Raw genomic sequence first — 19,253 nt, forward strand, 5'->3', positions numbered from 1 at the left:
CCTTGAGTGAGCACGACGAAAATAGACCTTGCAATTTGCCCGATGAAGTAAATAAACTCATTCGACAACAAAAAAAAGGATGGGAGTTGGCTCGCAAAAACTACGACGGACTTAAGTCCGTCAAAACAAAAACCTTCGACTTCGAAGGCTTTAAGATTATCGCTCAATTCAACCCGGAAAGAATCCGATCATCAGCTGCTAAAACCGATTCCAAATCAATCCGGAAGCGGCCATGTTTTCTTTGCGAAAAGAATAAACCACAGGAACAAGCCGGAATCGACTTCAATTCCAACTATTCGATTTTAATTAATCCATTTCCCATTTTCAGCGAGCATTTAACGATTCCGTTAAAAGAACATCTGCCACAAGAAATTCACCCTTATTTTCACGATCTGATGAAAATAAGTAAAAAATTACCACAATTTACCTTCTTCTACAACGGCCCAAAATGCGGTGCATCGGCTCCCGATCATTTTCATTTTCAAGCCTGTACCAAGAATCAAATCCCGATTGAAATGGAAAACCCCGGAATTTCAACAGCCTATGGAGATCTTCTTTTTCAAGATCAAAGCTCAACAATTACCGCCATTGGTAATGGATATCTTCGAAAGTTGATCCATATAAGCTCAAAATCAGAACAGGATCTGATTCATCATTTTAAAATTATCATTAATTCTCTGGCAGAAAGGGGGCAAGAAGGTGAGCCAATGCTAAATCTACTCGCTAACTTTGAAGGAGATCGGTGGGAGATTATTCTTTTCCCGAGAGACCAACAACGACCAAAACAGTTTTTTGCTGAAGGGAACGATCAGATGTTGATCAGTCCGGCATCAGTAGAAATGGGGGGGCTTATTATTCTTCCCCGGAAAGAAGATTTTGAGAAACTCACCAAAGATGACCTGAAAGATATCTACAATCAGGTGAGCATGAATGATGAAGATTTTGAGCAATTAAAAGAAAAATTAGAAGTGCGCTTATGACAGTACAACCAACCCTGCAAGTCGGCATAATGGCCGAAAAAACCATCAGCTTCGAACTGTCTGGCGACTATACGTTGAATGGTGAACGATGCGAATCTTATTATCAAGCGACCATTGAAGGCGACCAGATCATTGTAAAATCGAAAAATGAACCAATACTCACCAATAAAGAATTCATCTTTCACTCAAACAACATTGATGATTCTTTTTTGCTCGAAGAGGTTACCATTGGTATTAACTTCCATTGGGAACAAAGAGAGAACCAACGCTTTCGCGGCGACTTAAAACTACTGATTGAAGACGGTAACGTGAGGGCTGTTAATGTTGTTCCGCTTGAAGAATACCTTCGGTCGGTCATTTCTTCGGAAATGAGTGCAAGCAGCTCGACCAACTTACTCAAAGCACATGCGGTTATCTCGCGAAGTTGGTTGCTGGCTCAAATGGAAAAGAGCGAAAAGATAAAAGCTGCTTCATCCAATCCGCCTTCAACACATCAAAATGAAAAAGAACTTATCCGTTGGTACGATCGCGAAGACCACCAGCTGTTTGATGTGTGTTCCGATGATCATTGCCAACGCTACCAGGGCATTTCCAAAATCATCAGCGGAAAAGCCAGCCAGGCTATTGATGAAACTTATGGAGAAGTGTTAGTTGCCGGCGATGAAATTTGCGATGCCCGCTTTTCGAAGTGCTGCGGAGGCATTTCCGAGAATTTTGAAAACGTTTGGGAACCCATTCGACACAGTTACCTGACGAAAATAGTTGACTCGGAACAGGCAGCAACAACCTGTGTTGACCTGCGACGAGAAGATGAAGCAGAAGATTGGATCAGAAATAATCCATCTGCGTTTTGCAATACAAACAACAAGCAAATACTATCGCAAGTATTGCCCGACTTCGATCAGAAAACCGTTGATTTCTATCGCTGGCAAATCAGTTATCGGCAACAAGACCTTTCAGCCCTTCTGCAAAAAAAGACTGGTATTGACTTTGGCAAAATCATCCGCTTAGAAGCTGTTCAGCGGGGTCATTCGTCGCGCATCATTAAACTGAAAATTACAGGCAGCAAGCAAACGTTAGTTATTGGCAAGGAGCTGGAAATCCGTCGGGCACTGTCCGAATCTCATTTATACAGCTCTGCCTTTGTGGTCGATCATTTGGGTGAACAAAATGGTATTCCGAAACAATTTGTGATCAATGGTGCCGGTTGGGGACATGGCGTTGGGCTCTGCCAAATTGGGGCAGCTGTAATGGGCGAAAAAGGCTACAACTACCAATCCATTTTAAAACACTATTTTCAAGGATCAGAATTGAAGAAAATTTATTGAAAGATGACACAAGCATAGACATTTTATGCCTGCTCCATCAAATACCGATAAAAATTTAATTTACAATGAAACGAGCATTTTTAGTCAAAACACACAACGTAACGATTAAAGTGCGAGCTCCATATGATACCTTATAAATAAACAATTGCAATCATATGAAAAAAGCCACAACCCGCAATGCCTGGGCTTGGATTCCCTCTCTCTATTTTGCTGAAGGTTTGCCATACGTTTTCGTAATGACCGTTTCGGTAATCATGTACAAGCGGCTGGACATTTCCAATACCGACATTGCACTATACACCAGTTGGCTTTATTTACCCTGGGTCATCAAACCCATTTGGAGCCCGATTGTGGACAACCTCCGTACCAAGCGATTCTGGATTATCAGCATGCAAATACTGGTTGGCGGAGCACTTGCCGGTGTGGCGTTTACCCTCCCCATGAGCAATTTTTTGCAATACAGTCTGGCCTTTCTTTGGTTGATGGCTTTTAGCTCGGCCACCCATGATATTGCTGCCGATGGCTTTTACATGTTGGGGCTTTCCAAACACGATCAGGCATTTTTTGTGGGTATTCGAAATACGTTTTACCGTTTTGCCATGCTAGCCGGACAAGGGCCCTTGGTTATTCTGGCGGGCTACATGGAAACCATTGCCAACAATACTTCGTGGGCATGGAGCATCACCTTCTTTGTTTTTGCAGCGCTATTTGCTGCCTTTTCGCTCTATCACCTGTTCGTTCTGCCCTACCCCAAAACCGATCAGAAACGGGGAGACAAAAGCATGCAAGAAATAATGGCCGACTTTGGAGAAACTTTTGTTTCTTTTTTCAAGAAAGAAGGCATTTGGACCGGACTAACTTTCATTTTAGTTTTTCGCTTGGGAGAAGCACAACTAGCAAAATTGGCGTCTCCGTTTCTACTCGATGACGCATCGGCAGGAGGCCTCGGGCTCACGACCAGCAATATTGGGTTCGTGTACGGAACCGCTGGCATTATTGCACTAACACTCGGAGGCATCCTTGGTGGCATTGCCGTATCAAAACATGGAATAAAAAAATGGCTTTGGCCAATGGTCATTGCCATGAACTTACCCAATCTAGTCTACGTTTTTCTGGCCTTTGTTCAAACGCAACAACTCGGAATCATTACCGCTTCGGTTATGATTGAACAGTTTGGCTATGGATTTGGGTTTACCGCTTACATGCTTTATATGATTTACCTTTCGGATGGCGAGCACAAAACAGCCCACTATGCACTGTGTACCGGTTTTATGGCCTTAGGAATGATGTTACCGGGAATGATAAGTGGATGGATCCAGAATATGATTGGCTACCAATATTTTTTTATCTGGGTCATGTTATGCACAATCCCCGGCTTTGTAATTGTCAACTTCCTGAAAATTGATCCGAAGTTCGGCACGAAAGAAAAATAAAAAAAGCCTAACCTTATTGAGTCAGGCTTTCAAAATACGTTTTTGCAAAAAATTACTCCGTGTATTCGGCATTATTCAGAAACTCGTAACTTTTCTCAACACTCACCATCGGCTCAAAATTATATCGTTCAACCTCAACAATATAAGCGTTCATTCCCGCTTTTTCAGCAGCGTCGAAAACTGGTTTGAAATCCATGTCGCCACTTTCTCCCAGCTCTTTTTCATCTTTTACATGATATAGCTCGAAACGGCCAGGATATTTTTCGAAGTAGTCAAGTGCGCTTTTTCCACCTTGCTGAATCCAGTACAAGTCCAATTCAAACATCACCTTATCCGGATCGGTATTCTCAACCAGATAATCGTAAAAAAGATGCCCATCCAACTCTGTTTCAAACTCCTGAGCATGGTTGTGGTATCCAAACCGAATTCCCGCGTCATTACACATCGCCCCAACCTTATTGTAATAGTCACAATACATTTGCAAGGTATCCAAACTCCGGTATGCTTCCTGTCCCATTGATGGCTTAACAATCCACTCAGCCCCGGCTGCTTTGTGAGCAGTAAGGCATTGTTCCCACCAAGTCATGGCTTCATCCCACTCATCTTCCTTAGGCAGGTTCATCCCGGTATGAGAACCTTTCATACTCATACCATTTTTCTCCAAAAGAGCTTTGAATGCGGAAGGCTCCATTCCATAAAATTTTCCATCACCATATCCGGCTGCCTCAACATAAGCATAACCAATCTCTCCAAGTTTCGCAATTGTTAACTCCGGGTCATTTTTCATGTCATCGCGAACCGACCAAAGTTGAATCCCAATTTCCTTCTCGTTATCAGAACTGGTCGTACAACTCGAAAAAATAAATGATGTGCATGTAGCAAAGAAAAGGGCAAAGAACAAAACTTTACCATAAAAAAAAGAATTTTTCATTTTTTAGGTTTTAATTAGATTATAGTTGGTAACAAAATCAGTTTCAAAGATAAAGAAATTCATTTTAATGCTCAGCACAATCCTTAAACATAAGCACGAACTGAAAATCGAATCAAATTCCTCCTTTTCTATTCACAATCATTAACAACAAAATACCATTACATCTTTAAACTATTGTCCAATGGTGGTGTCATAGAACATAGATAACCAAAATATTTAAAATGAAAGTTAATTTACTATTAGCCATAACAATCTTATTTACAAGCTACACAACAATTGCTCAGCCCCCCAAACAGAATCCCGATGAATCTCCTTCGCTTAGCAAAGCAGTTATCAGCGGTAAAATTGTTGACGCCGGAACGGGCAAGGCCATGGAATATGCGAATTTCTCCATCTTCTTATCGCAAGACTCATCGCTGGTTTCGGGCGGTATTACCGACGCAAATGGCGAATTTGTAATTCGGAAGATTGATTTTGGCACCTACTACGCCGAAGCAAACTTTATCGGGTTTAATAAAGTGCGTATTAACAATATCACGATAACAGCAGACAATCGACAAGTAAACATGGGCGTGTTACGACTTGAGCCTTCGAATCAGGAAATTGGAACGGTTGATGTTGTGGCGGATCGTTCGAGAGTTGAATATAAAATTGATAAAAAAGTAATCAACGTCAGTCAGGATATAAATGCAACAGGAGGAACAGCTGTCGATGTGTTGGAAAATACCCCTTCAGTTGAAGTAGATATTGAGGGAAATGTCAGCGTACGCGGGTCTTCAAATTTTACGGTGCTTATTGACGGTAAGCCAAGCGTACTGGAAGGCAATGATGCCTTGCGGCAACTACCGGCATCGGTGATTGAAAACATTGAGATCATTACCAATCCATCGGCAAAATACGATCCGGATGGTATGGCAGGAATCATTAACATTGTGATGAAGAAAAATATCCTTTCAGGATTCAATGGTATTTTAAATGCCATGATTGGCAGCCGTGATAAATATCGGACAGACTTAACGCTGAATTACAAAACAAAGAAAACCAACTTGTTTTTTGGAGCCGACATTAGCGATGAAACCTATTATGGAAGTGGAAATTCGTATCGGGAAACCTACAAAGGCGACACCACGACTTACCTCATATCAGACGGCGAGCGAAATTATGGGCGAAGTGGACACCGCTTAAAAGGTGGTGTTGACATCTACCTAACTGATTTAGCTACCTTAACTTTTTCAGGAACGTATGGCGAATACGGGCGGAAAAGTGGTGGAATGGGTAATGTCCATGAATATAAAGTTCCGGGAGATTATGATGTTTACTCGGTAGAAGATGAAAACTCGAAAAGGGAAGGCACCTACTACAACACAAACATCAACTTTCAACAAAAATTTAATGAAGACGGGACACATAAACTTGATGCACTATTTTACTATTCGAATAGTGTAGGCGACGATTATGAATTTGAAGACGAATATTATACAAACGAAAATTATGAGCGAACTGAAGGCTATTTAGCCCGGGTAAAAACCCTCGAAACAGAGGATGAGGACGAATACCGGATTGAATTGGACTACACCAAACCAGTTGGAGATGATGGCCGCTTTGAAGCCGGTCTTCAAAGTCGCATCGATCGCGAGTTTGAAGATTATTCGTTCAACGATTGGGACAATAGCGCCAATGATTATATTGACAACCCACAGTTTTCGAGTTCGCAACATTTTAAAAGAGACATCATAGCCGGGTATGCCACATTTGCCAACGGAGTCGGTAATTTCAAATATCAACTCGGACTTCGCGGAGAATATACCAGCCGGAGTATTGAACACGAGAAAGCCGCAACCCCCGCAGAGATTAACCGTTTCGATGTATTTCCAACGCTTCATTTCTCGTACGAGTTTCTGAACAAATTACAATTGATGACCAGCTATAGCCGACGTATTGACCGTCCCGGAGGTCGTGATCTTGACCCGTTCCCCAATTACTATAACCGCTACACCATTCGCTACGGGAATCCGGAACTAAAGCCGGAATATACAGATTCATATGAGTTGGGAGTCATGAAAAACTATGGCAAGTCTTTCGTCTCTCTGGAAGGTTTTTATCGGGTAACCAACAATTTAATCACCCGAGTTACTGAACTGGGCGACGATGGCATTTTCTATCTTAATACAATGAACCTGAACAACGATTATTCCCTCGGATCTGAATTGATGGGAAATTTGAATATTGATGACTGGTTGATTTTCAACTCCAGTTTATCTGTTTATCGTTACCGTATTGAAGGCGAAGTTTTAGGTGAATCGATTGACAGAAAAAGTACCAATTATACCGGACGCTTGAACACCACGGTGAAGTTTGCTCCGGATTCACGTTTGCAATTAACAGGTTATTACAGGGGTCCGTCAGTTTCAGCTCAGGGCGAGCGTTCTAGTTTCTTTTTCACAAACATTTCCTATCGACAGGATTTATTAAAACGAAAACTAACTGCAACGCTTAGCTTGAGAGATGTTTTTGGAACCATGAAATTTGAACGAACTTCATCCGGAGTCGACTTCACCGATACTTATAAGCGAGAACGAGAATCTCAAGTTGTGACTTTAACCCTGAGTTATAAAATCAATAATTTCAAAATGGATCGCTCAAGTGGTGGCGATGGTGTAAGAGAGGTAGAATATGATGATGGAGGATTTTAATTCGTTTTTTTTTCATACAGTTTTAGAGTTAGTTAAAAGAAAGGAGGTCATGTCGACCTCCTTTCTTATCCGGCTCAAAACATAAAAAAAGGATGCTCGAATGAACATCCTTTTGATACTAATATAAACCTCTAATCTTACTTGTTATGGTGTTTTCTTACAATGTTGCTTGCCCTGGCTCCCAGTCACAAGGAGTTAGCTGCCCTGTTTGAAGCGCTTCTAAAACACGCAATACTTCAGGAACATTACGGCCTATCGCCAGATCATTTACACTCACCCAACGAATGATACCTTTATCATCAATGATAAATGTTGCCCGGTAAGCAATCTTCTCATTTTCTTCTAAAATTCCAAGATCCTCTGCCAATGACTTCGAAGTATCAGCCAACATCGGAAATTTCAATTTTTTCAGACCAGCATGATCATTTCTCCAAGCTAAGTGAACGTATTCTGAATCTGTAGATGCTCCAATTAAATTGGCATCCAATTTTTTAAACTCCTCGAAATGATCATTGAATGCTGTAATTTCTGTTGGACATACAAAAGTGAAATCTTTAGGCCACCAAAAAACAACGCTCCATTTACCGTCTATGTCTTTATTTGAAACGGTCTCAAATTCTTTGCCGGCATCTAGAGAAACTACGGCTGTTTTTTCAAACTCTGGAAATTTTTGTCCTATTGTTAACATGATCTTATCGTTTTTAATTGTGATTGAATAAAAAATTATAGAACAAAGATAAAGGTAGACGGCATACCAATCAAATTGATTTTTTTTATTCGAAATAGACAAAAGCTATATCCACGATCAACGAAACAAACTCCTCTAATCAACACAACTAACAAGTAATCAACACAAAAAAACGAGCTCCTGTTCGCCAAACTAATAATTTGTGCTTAAGTCCAAAGAATTATATCTTTATCACGTTTTTCGAATTCCTTGAAATTTCGAAAAACAGATATACCTAAATCAAATAAATAGTAAACCATGAAAAAGCTTTCAAAAGAATCGAAGCAATTTTCTAGAAGGTCATTCCTGGGCACTGCCGCAACTGCAGCTGCCGGAATCACAATTCTTCCCAGCAATGTTATTGCTGGTCTCGGGCACAAAGCTCCCAGTGACAAACTGAATATCGTTGGCGTTGGAGTCGGTGGTATGGGCTTTGCAAACCTGAAAAATCTGGAGTCGGAAAACATCGTTGGTCTTTGCGATGTAGACTGGAAATATGCAAAGAATTGTTTCGACCATTTCCCAAAAGCCAAAAAGTACAAAGACTGGCGAACAATGTATGACGAGATGGGCAAAGAGTTCGATGCTGTAGTAATTGCCACAGCCGACCATACCCATGCGATTACTGCTGCCCATGCAATTACTATGGGAAAACACGTTTACCTGCAAAAACCTTTGACCCACACCGTTTATGAATCACGCTTGCTGACCAAGCTTGCGAACCAATACAATGTGGCAACTCAAATGGGAAACCAGGGAGCCTCGGGAGCAGGTGTTGCTGAAACATGTGAGCTGATTTGGAGTGGTGCCATCGGCGAAATCACAAAAGTTGAAGCATTCACCGACCGTCCGATATGGCCTCAGGGTTTGAATACTCCTGAACAAGGTCAATGGGTACCTGACACACTGGATTGGGATCTCTTTGTTGGGCCTGCAAAAATGCGTCCTTACAACGAAATTTACCATCCCTGGAACTGGCGTGGCTGGTGGGATTATGGAACAGGTGCTCTTGGCGACATGGCCTGCCACATCCTTCACCCCGTTTTTGAAGGATTGAAATTAGGCTATCCTACAAAAGCACAGGGTAGTTCAACCTTGTTGTTAAACGACTGCGCTCCAACTTCGCAAGCTGTAAAACTAACTTTCCCTGAAAGAGAAAAAGTAGGAAAAGTAAAGATGCCTGAAGTAGAAGTAAACTGGTTTGATGGAGGTATTAAGCCCATGTTACCCGACAATTGGCCAGCCGGTAAGGATCCGAATAAGTCTGGTGGCGGTACTTTTTTCTATGGAACAAAAGGAACACTGCACGTTGGCTGCTATGGTGTGCAGCCCGAAATTATTGGAGGAGAAACTCCTAAGGTTGCCAAAACAGAAAGAAGAGTGGAAGACGAATTAGGCTTAGCTTGGAACAAGGGAGCTCATGAAATGGACTGGGTTCGTGCTTGTAAAGAAAAAGCTGAGAACAGAAAACCAACCACTTCCGATTTTGCTGAAGCAGGTCCATTCAACGAAATGGTCGTTATGGGAGTGCTTGCTGTTCGCTTGCAAGCCTTAAACAAGACACTTGAGTGGGACGGTGAAAACATGAAATTCACAAACATTGGAGATGACGAGGTTATTAAAACCGTTGTAAAAGATGGTTTCAAAATTCACGATGGTCATCCAACTTTTGATAAAACCTGGACTGATCCGGTTTCTGCAAAAGAATTTGCAGCTGAATTGATCAAGCATGATTATCGTAAGCCATGGAGCTTGCCAGATATGCCGGCATAATTAGTGAATTCAACTTCAATTAGATAACAACGGGGTAAGATTTTTTCTTATCCCGTTGTCTATTTGCTGTGAAACCCCGGTTTCACTTCCCCCAAAAATTGCACTTCACAAAACCAACATTTCTTACTAAATTGCTTTCCGCATTTTCAAACAATCAACCCGATGAAATCAAAAAATAATGCACTGAGCCGCAGACGTTTTATCCAATCGACAGGTGCCGTTTTGGCCGGATTCACCATTTTACCAAACCACGTTATTGGGGGAATGGGACATAAAGCTCCAAGCGACAAACTCAACATTGCAGGTATTGGAGTTGGGGGAATGGGCTACCGCAACCTGAAAAATATGGAGACTGAAAATATTGTTGCCCTATGTGATGTGGACTGGAAGTATGCAAACAGAAATTCGTTTCGCGAATGGCCAACTGCTCCACAATACAAAGACTACCGGGTGATGTTTGAAGAGCAAAATGATATTGATGCTGTTATGATTGCAACTCCGGATCATTCGCATGCACTACCAGCGCTAATGGCTATGCGTCAGGGAATGCATGTTTACCTGCAACAACCGCTGACACATTCGATATACGAAAGTCGGGTATTAACAGAAACCGCCCGAAAATACAATGTGTCCACACAGATGGGAAATCAGGGCAGCTCAAACGATGACATTCGCAAAATTTGTGAATGGATATGGGCAGGGAAAATTGGCGACATCACCAGAGTAGATGCATGGACAAACCGACCGATTTGGCCTCAGGAGTCAGAAAGACCAAAAAAGGAAATGCGCATTCCGAAAACACTGGATTGGGATTTATTTATTGGCCCGGCCGAGTACCGTCCATACAACGAAATTTATACCCCCTGGAACTGGCGCAGCTGGTGGGACTTTGGAACTGGCGCTCCTGGCGACATGGCCTGCCACGTTCTCGACCCCGCTTTTAAAGCGCTGAAACTGGAATACCCTATTTCGGTTCAAGGAAGCTCTACTCCTGTAAACACAGAATCGCCTCCTAATGCTGAAATGGTGACTTATGAATTCCCGGCACGCGACAACTTACCCAAAGTAGCCATGCCGCCGCTAACTGTTAATTGGTACGACGGAGGTCTGCTACCTCCACGACCTGAAGAATTAAGTGAAGGTGAAGGAATGGGCAATGATAGTGGCGGTTGTATTTTCCACGGCACTAAAGGAAAAATCATGTGTGGATCATTCTCTGAAAACCCAACGCTTCTGCCACGCTCAGAAATGGCAAACGTTAAACAACCCGAAAGAATCATACGTCGTATCCCCAATGCCATGAATGGTGGTCACGAACAAGACTGGATTCGGGCTTGCAAAGAATCACCGGAAAACAGACTAGCGCCATCTTCCAACTTCGATTATGCCGGCCCGTTAAATGAAATGGTGGCTATGGGCAACCTGGCAGTTCGTTTACAAAGTCTTCAACGCAAGTTATTGTGGGATGGAACAAATATGCGTTTCACCAATATCGGAAGTAATGATCAATTACAAATACTGACTAGTGATGATTTTGAAATGATTAAAGGCGATCCGAAATTCAACAGGGAATACACGACACAATCCGCAAAACAAATGGCTGAAGAATTAATTCGCCACTCCTACCGACAAGGTTGGGAGCAGATTTAAATGAATTCGTTCGTTAAACTCAATGGCACCAGATATCCATATTGCAGCTCTTTTATAATAAATTCGGTACCAGCCCATTAAGGACCGTCATGGTTGTTTAATTATTCGAAGCACCATTCTGCATGACTAAAGTAGTATTGTAATCTAGCTTAAGAATAATAAAAATAGATTAAGGGTTTTGTCTTTTATTACATAGATTTGCACCATCACTATACAACTAATAACCAGCATGCTGATTATTTTGAGAAATACGCTAATAACCCTTTCTTTTCTAGCAATTAGTTGTGTTGCTTTTGCTTTCAATCCGGATATACATCCTGATCAAATCAGATTCAGCTATATCACAACAAATGATGGACTACCCCAAAATACAGTTGACTGCATCTTGAAAGACAGCCGTGGTTTCATGTGGTTTGGAACCGGTAACGGGGTTTGCCGCTACGACGGATATACCTTTAAAACGTATCAACAAAATCATGATCTGGTTTCACTTCCCAGTAATTTTATTCAAACCCTGTGCGAAGATAACTATGGCAACATATGGATTGGCACGGCCAAAGGACTGGCACATTTCATCTATGATAAATCAAGCTTTGCGAGCAACAATTTGCTGAACGAAAATGTGGCTAACTTTTCCATAACACATGTAATAACAGACAACGCCAGTAATTTATGGGTGGCGACCGAAAAAAACGGACTTTGGAAAATAAGTTATCATGAAAACGGCGAAACGGCAGCCACAAAAATGTTCGATGAGTTACTTTCAAATCGAAATATCAGCAATCTATGTCTGCTAAACGATCAGCATTTGCTGATTGGTACTGATTACGGCCCCGTAGCAGTTCATTTAAACAACGAAAAAACAGCCACGGTTTGGAAACAGCTTGAAGAAGATCTTGCGGGGCAGAGTATTTCTGACCTATTTCAGGATTCTAAAGGCAATATATGGATCGGCACCAATGGGAACGGGGTATTTTTATACGACACCAAGCGGCTTCAGACCACCTATTTTGGAGCAGAAAATGATATAGATTCTGATTTGAATCACCTAACCGTTTACGACATTATTGAAGACATAAACGGGGTTGTTATTGTAGGAACACTCGGTGGGCTAAACTACTTTGACTACAGCTCAATGTTTTTTTCGAGTATCTCGGATAAAACAGAATCGAAAAGATACCTGAATACTCCTTTTGTCAATTCGCTTTATGCTGACGAGCTCGGAAATATCTGGATTGGAACTGAAAAAGGTGGGGTTAATTATTACAACAGCTTTCAAAAGCCTTTTTATTCAATTCAGCATAACCCAAGCAACAACAATACGATTAGCCACAACACCATCAATTCGATTTACATCGAGGAGGATAATTTGTGGATTGGAACAGCTGGTGGCGGCCTGAATAAACTTAGTGCCAATGGGAAAAAGAACATCCGTTTTGAGCTTGACCCAACTATAAGGGGTAGCATCAACAACAATTTCATTTCTTCGCTGTTGCGAGATCAGAACAAAAACATGTGGGTAGGTACCTGGGGGGGCGGTATCAACCTATTGCTTTCTGAAAATAAAAACCAATTCGCCACTTTTCTTAACGATCCTTTAGATTCGACCAGTTTATGCAATAGTTTCGTTTCATCATTAAAACAACTCGATAAAAACAGAATTTTAGTAGGCACCCGAGACGGACTCGATATATTTAATCCTTCAGAAAACACATTTCGGCATGTTCACAAAAAAATGCAACTTGAAAATAATCTAGAGGTGGGCTGCCTCTTAGCCGATCAAAAAGAACGAATATGGGTTGGAACACGAGATGGCCTATACCGTTTATCACGTGCTGATCTACTCGAGCTCACCACAGAGACGAAATCGATAGAATTCCTTAAGTTTTCCAACAAGATCAACAATCCTAATTCACTGGCAGGAAACTATGTGATCTCACTTCGCGAAACAAAAGCCGGGACTATTTGGCTAGGCACATACGGTAACGGAATATGCAAATATGTGGAAGGTAGCGAAACCGGGCATTTCATCAATTACTCAGAAGAAGATGGACTGTGCAATAATTTTGCCTATGCCATAGAAGAAGATTTGCAAGGGAATTTGTGGATAAGTACCGATAGAGGACTCTCTAAATTCAACCCAAAAACTGAAGAATTTCAAAATTTCTATACCAGCGATGGGCTGTTAAGCGATCAGTTTTACTGGTCAGCCTCTTTCGCCGACGAAAGCGGAGATCTTTACTTTGGAGGAATTGAAGGAGTAAACTATTTTTCGCCAGAGCAAATTGAATCCTACCCCAATACTCCGACGCCGGTTTTTACTGAATTGTCGGTTTTTAATTCCCCTGTTAAAGTTGGAGACAAATACCATTCAAAGGTAATTCTTGAGAAACCCATTGAAGAAACTGAGCACATCGATTTATCCTATAAAGATGCTGTATTTTCGATTGAATTTTCAGCATTGGATTATTTTCACCCTGATAAAATTAAGTACCAATATAAAATGGAAGGTGTCGACCAGGATTGGGTAGAAGTACCGTCGACAAGGCGATTTGCTAATTACACGAACCTTTCGGGTGGCAACTACCGATTCAGGATAAAAGCCGCAAACAGTGACGGTGTTTGGTCTGAAACTCAACGAGAGCTTTTGATTACGGTAATACCCGCATTTTGGGAAACAGCCTGGTTTCAGTTTTTAGTCATCCTGCTTCTATTGTTAACGGTAATGGCATACATCCGCTACAGAACCCGTTTTTTGAAAGAACAAAAACAAAAGTTGGAAAAACAGGTACGCGAAAGAACATACAAAATAGAAGAGCAAAAAGAAGAGCTCGCCAAACAACGCGACGAAGTAATTGAACTGAACGAGAAAGTGAAACTAGTAAATCAATTGCGGCTACGTTTTTTCACCAATATATCGCACGAATTTCGGACTCCACTGACACTCATTATTGATCCTTTAGAGCAGTTAATGAAAACGTTAAAGGACGACCAAAATGCCAAAAATACGATCACCATTATCAACCGGAATGCACAACGGCTGCTCCACTTAATCAACCAACTCTTGTATTTCAGGCGGATTGAAACGGGTAAACTGGATTTAAATGTGAGCAGCGGGAATATGGTACAATACCTCAACGGTATTTTTGAATCGTTTAAAGACCTGGCCGAGCATCAGCAAATTGATTATCGTTTTTCGGCAACCGAAATAAATGAGGAAACCTGGTTTGACGCCGAAAAAGTAGAGAACGTATTTTATAACCTCCTATCTAATGCGTTTAAAAACACACCTGTGTCGGGAAGCATTAAAATGATGGTTGAATTTGTCAACAACAACAACTGCATTGATTTGCCTTATGTTTCCATCAGTATTCACGACTCTGGCTCAGGAATCTCAAAAGAACATCTATCCAGTATTTTTAAGCGATTCTACAAAGCGGAGGAAACCAGCAAGGATTCGTACTTTACCAGCTCGGGAATTGGGCTGGCACTAACCTACGAAATTGTGCAGGCTCTGCATGGCGAAATTAAAGTTGAAAGTGAAAAGGGAAAAGGCAGCACATTTACAGTGTGTATCCCGTGCTCCAAAGATCGCTTTTCGGAAAATGAGATCAATCAAACGGCAGTTCCAACAGACATAAACATTGAAGGCCGGGTAAATGTGCTAGCCGAACACATTATCGCCGAAAAATCGGGTTATAAGCAGGAAGAAGAACCACACGATGACAAATCCAAACCGACAATATTAATTGTAGAGGACAATTTTGACCTGCGAAGTTTCTTGCTACAAACCTTACGGTCAGACTATCGGGTTTTAGGTGCCGAGAATGGGAAAATTGGTTTAGCAATGGCTAAAAAGTATTCTCCCGAATTAATTATCAGTGATGTGATGATGCCTGTTATGGACGGCATTGAGCTCTGCAGCCGACTAAAGAAAAACATACAAACAAGCCATATTCCGATCGTGTTGTTAACAGCAAAAAATATGGTGGAAAGTTGGATTGAAGGATTAGAAACCGGTGCCGACGATTACATTCCAAAACCGTTTAACTTCCAAATTCTTCAGGTAAAAATGCGCAACCTGATTGAATCGCGCAGGGTTATTAAGCGAATGTTTAGCAGCCCCGACAATATTCCTTCCGAACAAATAATGCCTAACACGTTAGACCAGGAATTTATAAACAAAGCATACGAGGTACTCGAAAAAAATTACATCGAATCTCAATTTTCAGTCGATCAATTCGCTAAAGAAATGCTTGTAAGCCAAAGCTTGTTGTATAAAAAAATAAAAGCATTGACCGATCTTAACATCACCGACTTTATTAATTCATTCAAATTAAAAAAAGCCATCGAACTGATAAAAACAACGAATGACCCATTATCAGAAATTGCTTATAAAGTTGGTTTCAACGACCCTAAATATTTTAGCCGTATCTTTAAAAAGTTTTACGGTATGAGTCCAAGCGAATTTTCAAAAAAGCAGTCCATCCGATAAACACCGGGCACAAAACCCCGTCAGAAACTACATCTTTCTCAATTTGTCCACTTCATTTCACAATTCGTCCTCCCCTTTAATGTAATAGTCTGGGTAGTTTTATACCAGATTTTAACGCTAACTAATTTTTAATCTTATGAAAAGAATAATAACTAGTGGATTAATGTTTTGTTTCCTGCTGTTGACAGGAACAGCTTATGCACAACACACGGTAAAAGGTGTTGTTTATGATGCCGGGAATAATTCCACACTTCCTGGTGTAAACGTTGTTCAAAAAGGAACAACAATTGGTACAATTACCAACTTTGAAGGTAATTTTACGATTAATGTAGATGATGAGAATGCTACATTGGTTTTCTCTTTTATTGGTTTTGATCGACAAGAAGTTCCTATTGATGGCCGTTCTCAAATCGATGTCAATTTACGACAAAGCGTATCGGATATCGACGAGGTGGTCGTTATTGGATATGGTACACAGAAAAGATCTGACATTACCGGATCCATTGGAATTGTGGACGTAGAAGAGATGGCACAAGCCGCAACAAACGATGTAAGTAAAGCTTTACAAGGTAAAGTGGCCGGTGTTTCCATTCAGAGTTCCGGCGATCCGGGTTCTGCTCCAAAAGTAAAAATTCGCGGTGTTACTTCCTTTACCAATAACGATCCGCTCTATGTTATCGATGGTGTTTTTGCTCCGGCAAATGATATTCCAACCGAAAACATCGAGTCGATTCAGGTATTAAAAGATGCATCGGCAGCTGCAATTTATGGTTCGCGTGCTGCAAATGGTGTAATCATTATTACGACAAAACGTGGTACAAAAGGCGAAATGAAAGTTTCGTACAGCGGGTATTACGGTTTTCAGGAAATTACAGAAAGAATGGATGTACTTGGACGGGAACAGTATCAAACACTGGTCAACGAGTCAACCAACAATGCAAAAGCATATCCTGAATATAACGAGCTGTACATTTTCCCTGCAAATGATCCATCGAGCCCATACTATGTTGACAATGTAAACACCAACTGGCAAGACGAATTGTTTAAAACGGGTCACATAAATAACCAAACCATTTCGGTAAGCGGTGGAAACGATGTCTCGAATTTTAGTATGAGCCTGAACTATTTTGATCAAACAGGTACGGTTGAAGGAAACGGACCAAACTACACAAGATACGGTATAATGGTTAATTCCGATCACCAACTGGGTAAACTAAAAGTTGGCGAATCGTTACATTACACTTATGCTGATCGTGATTTGATGTCGTTCCTACACGATGGAACAATGTTAGGTTACACGGCTTCTGCTATTCCGACACTCCCGGTATACGACGAAACTAAAATGAATGGTTACTCTTCGGCCAGCGCCGATTTGCACGGAGCCTATTCTGCCAACGTTGTTGGTATGAATAATTTGATTGAGAGTAATACAAAAAGAAACCGTTTGATTGGCAACGTTTATGGTGAGTATGAAATCATCAAAGGATTAAAATACAAGCTTAGTTTAAGTTACGAGCGGACCGACTGGCGCGATTACCACTTCGAACCACTTTACGACTTGGGTTGGTTTGCCGGCTTCTCAAACACCATTGCAAAAATGGATGACAACCGCGGTTACGGCTCTACAGGTACTATTGAAAATACCTTGTCGTACAATACAACAATCGACAAGTTTACGTTAAATGCTTTGCTCGGACAAAGTTCGCTCAATACATTCATGTCTAGATCTTATGGACATGCTGAAGGTTTCTCAGAACCGTATTTCAAACAATTGAGTAACGGAGAAGACAGAACAAGCAGCGGTGACGAATTCCAATCACGTTTGGCTTCTTATTTCGGTCGCGTAATTGTTGGATACGACGATAAATATTTGCTGACAGCAACTATACGTCGCGATGGTTCATCACGGTTCAGTCCGCAGAACAAATGGGGTAACTTCCCGTCAGTAGCAGTGGCCTGGAAAGCGCATAACGAAGACTTTTTAGCTTCAAGCGATTTTATCAGCCAGTTAAAGGTTCGTGCAAGTTACGGTGTATTGGGTAACCAAAACATTGGTGATTACCTCTACCAGGGTTATATCAACCCATACGCAACATATGTATTGAATGGTAGTCCAGTCGCTGGAGGAGCTCAATTTATTCCTGCTTCAACAGACATTAAATGGGAACAATCGAAAACCACCAACATTGGTTTGGATTTCGGGTTCCTCGAAAACAGAGTCCTGATTACTACAGAATATTACGTAAAAAGAGTTGACGACCTGTTAGGAACTGTTCCTACTCCAACTCACCTGGGTTGGTACGATTGGGAATCGCCTGTACAAAACGCGCTGTCGGTTAAAAACCAGGGATTTGAATTTAACGCAACCTATCGTAAGGCTGAAGGTCAATTCAAATACAGCGTTAATGCCAACTTTTCGACCCTTAAGAACGAAGTATTGAGCCTTGGTGAAGGTATTAACCCAATTGACGGAAACTGGAGTCGTACCGATGTTGGTACCGAAGTTGGTGAATTGTATGGTTATGTAGTCGAAAAAATATTCCAAAGCAAATCAGAAGTTGAGGCATTGAACGCCAATGCTCCTGACGGACTTTACCAGGAAAATCTAACCGATGCTGGTGACTTCATGTTCAAAGATGTTAACGGTGACAACGAAATTACGGAAGACGACCGCACACACATGGGTAGTGCATTACCAAATTTTTATTTCGGTTTTAATTTCAACGCTGAATATAAAAATTTCGACCTTACTATTTCAGCTCAAGGTGCTACCGGCAACAAAGTCGTTAACGCAATTGGAAATGGTCTTCGCGCCGGTGCTGGTTTAGAAAACATGAGTACTGACCTGATGGACAGATGGACAACGAATAATACCAATACCGGAAGACCAAGAATTATCCGAGATGATCCGAACCGGAACACAAGAGCATCAGATTTCTGGTTAGAAGATGGTGATTACCTGAGATTCTCGAACATTGAGTTAGGATACACACTTCCTGAGTCTGCACTCGATTTCTTAAGTCTTTCTTCAGTTCGCGTATATGGTTCGCTTCAAAATGCCATTACAATTACCAGTTACTCAGGCTACGATCCTGAATTTAATAACGACGGATTATTTGATCGGGGAACCGACAATGGCGTAGCAGCAAACAAAGCATTTACCGATTTTTCAGGTGGATTGCCTACACCAAGAACAATTCTGTTCGGTGTTAAAGTTGGATTTTAATAACTACTAAAAAGCAT

General features: G+C 41.3%; 10 protein-coding genes. 8 read left to right on the top strand and 2 right to left on the bottom strand.

Annotated elements, in window-relative coordinates:
* Positions 1-2 precede the first annotated feature (2 nt).
* The 3 genes from ACTB00_RS07580 to ACTB00_RS07590 all read left to right on the top strand — a co-directional run bounded on the left by ACTB00_RS07580 (position 3) and on the right by ACTB00_RS07590 (position 3,741).
* Complete coding sequence (locus ACTB00_RS07580) at positions 3-980, top strand: DUF4922 domain-containing protein (protein ID WP_463299308.1); 978 nt, start codon at positions 3-5, stop codon at positions 978-980.
* Entirely contained in the window at positions 977-2,308 is a 1,332-nt protein-coding gene (locus ACTB00_RS07585) for a SpoIID/LytB domain-containing protein (protein ID WP_463299309.1), read from the top strand. The genes ACTB00_RS07580 and ACTB00_RS07585 overlap by 4 nt, the downstream gene beginning before the upstream one ends.
* A gap of 155 nt (positions 2,309-2,463) precedes the next feature.
* Positions 2,464-3,741 carry an AmpG family muropeptide MFS transporter gene (locus ACTB00_RS07590; protein WP_463299310.1) on the top strand — a complete coding sequence of 426 codons (1,278 nt, stop codon included), beginning with the start codon at positions 2,464-2,466 and terminating at the stop codon, positions 3,739-3,741.
* A 52-nt stretch (positions 3,742-3,793) separates the two neighbouring features.
* On the opposite strand, the gene ACTB00_RS07595 is transcribed toward ACTB00_RS07590, so the two are convergent.
* Positions 3,794-4,672: a sugar phosphate isomerase/epimerase family protein gene (locus tag ACTB00_RS07595; protein ID WP_463299311.1), complete on the bottom strand. Its 879-nt coding sequence runs from the start codon at positions 4,670-4,672 to the stop codon at positions 3,794-3,796.
* Between the two features lie 221 nt (positions 4,673-4,893).
* Between ACTB00_RS07595 and ACTB00_RS07600 the strand changes: the two genes are divergently transcribed.
* Positions 4,894-7,365 (top strand): TonB-dependent receptor, encoded by a 2,472-nt coding sequence (locus ACTB00_RS07600; protein ID WP_463299312.1) that lies wholly within the window; start codon positions 4,894-4,896, stop codon positions 7,363-7,365.
* 157 nt (positions 7,366-7,522) lie between these two features.
* Here ACTB00_RS07600 and ACTB00_RS07605 read toward each other — a convergent pair whose 3' ends face one another.
* Entirely contained in the window at positions 7,523-8,053 is a 531-nt protein-coding gene (locus ACTB00_RS07605; protein ID WP_463299313.1) for a peroxiredoxin, read from the bottom strand.
* A 297-nt stretch (positions 8,054-8,350) separates the two neighbouring features.
* Here ACTB00_RS07605 and ACTB00_RS07610 point away from each other — a divergent pair, with 297 nt between their 5' ends.
* The 4 genes from ACTB00_RS07610 (at position 8,351) to ACTB00_RS07625 (ending at position 19,236) form a co-directional block, all read left to right on the top strand.
* Positions 8,351-9,865, top strand: a complete 1,515-nt coding sequence (locus ACTB00_RS07610; RefSeq protein ID WP_463299314.1) for a Gfo/Idh/MocA family protein — start codon at positions 8,351-8,353, stop codon at positions 9,863-9,865.
* A gap of 162 nt (positions 9,866-10,027) precedes the next feature.
* Entirely contained in the window at positions 10,028-11,515 is a 1,488-nt protein-coding gene (locus ACTB00_RS07615) for a Gfo/Idh/MocA family protein (RefSeq protein ID WP_463299315.1), read from the top strand.
* Positions 11,516-11,744: 229 nt separating this feature from the next.
* Positions 11,745-16,010 carry a hybrid sensor histidine kinase/response regulator transcription factor gene (locus ACTB00_RS07620; protein ID WP_463299316.1) on the top strand — a complete coding sequence of 1,422 codons (4,266 nt, stop codon included), beginning with the start codon at positions 11,745-11,747 and terminating at the stop codon, positions 16,008-16,010.
* Positions 16,011-16,146: 136 nt separating this feature from the next.
* Positions 16,147-19,236: a SusC/RagA family TonB-linked outer membrane protein gene (locus tag ACTB00_RS07625; RefSeq protein WP_463299317.1), complete on the top strand. Its 3,090-nt coding sequence runs from the start codon at positions 16,147-16,149 to the stop codon at positions 19,234-19,236.
* Positions 19,237-19,253 lie beyond the last annotated feature (17 nt).

The organism is Sunxiuqinia sp. (genome assembly GCF_055140945.1).

What these genes read in the sequence shown, in the direction of transcription:
- ACTB00_RS07585 (WP_463299309.1), top strand. Translation starts at nt 977, where the DNA reads ATGACAGTACAACCAACCCTGCAAGTCGGCATAATGGCCGAAAAAACC.
- ACTB00_RS07590 (WP_463299310.1), top strand. Translation starts at nt 2,464, where the DNA reads ATGAAAAAAGCCACAACCCGCAATGCCTGGGCTTGGATTCCCTCTCTC.
- ACTB00_RS07595 (WP_463299311.1), bottom strand. Translation starts at nt 4,672, where the DNA reads ATGAAAAATTCTTTTTTTTATGGTAAAGTTTTGTTCTTTGCCCTTTTC.
- ACTB00_RS07600 (WP_463299312.1), top strand. Translation starts at nt 4,894, where the DNA reads ATGAAAGTTAATTTACTATTAGCCATAACAATCTTATTTACAAGCTAC.
- ACTB00_RS07605 (WP_463299313.1), bottom strand. Translation starts at nt 8,053, where the DNA reads ATGTTAACAATAGGACAAAAATTTCCAGAGTTTGAAAAAACAGCCGTA.
- ACTB00_RS07610 (WP_463299314.1), top strand. Translation starts at nt 8,351, where the DNA reads ATGAAAAAGCTTTCAAAAGAATCGAAGCAATTTTCTAGAAGGTCATTC.
- ACTB00_RS07615 (WP_463299315.1), top strand. Translation starts at nt 10,028, where the DNA reads ATGAAATCAAAAAATAATGCACTGAGCCGCAGACGTTTTATCCAATCG.
- ACTB00_RS07620 (WP_463299316.1), top strand. Translation starts at nt 11,745, where the DNA reads ATGCTGATTATTTTGAGAAATACGCTAATAACCCTTTCTTTTCTAGCA.
- ACTB00_RS07625 (WP_463299317.1), top strand. Translation starts at nt 16,147, where the DNA reads ATGAAAAGAATAATAACTAGTGGATTAATGTTTTGTTTCCTGCTGTTG.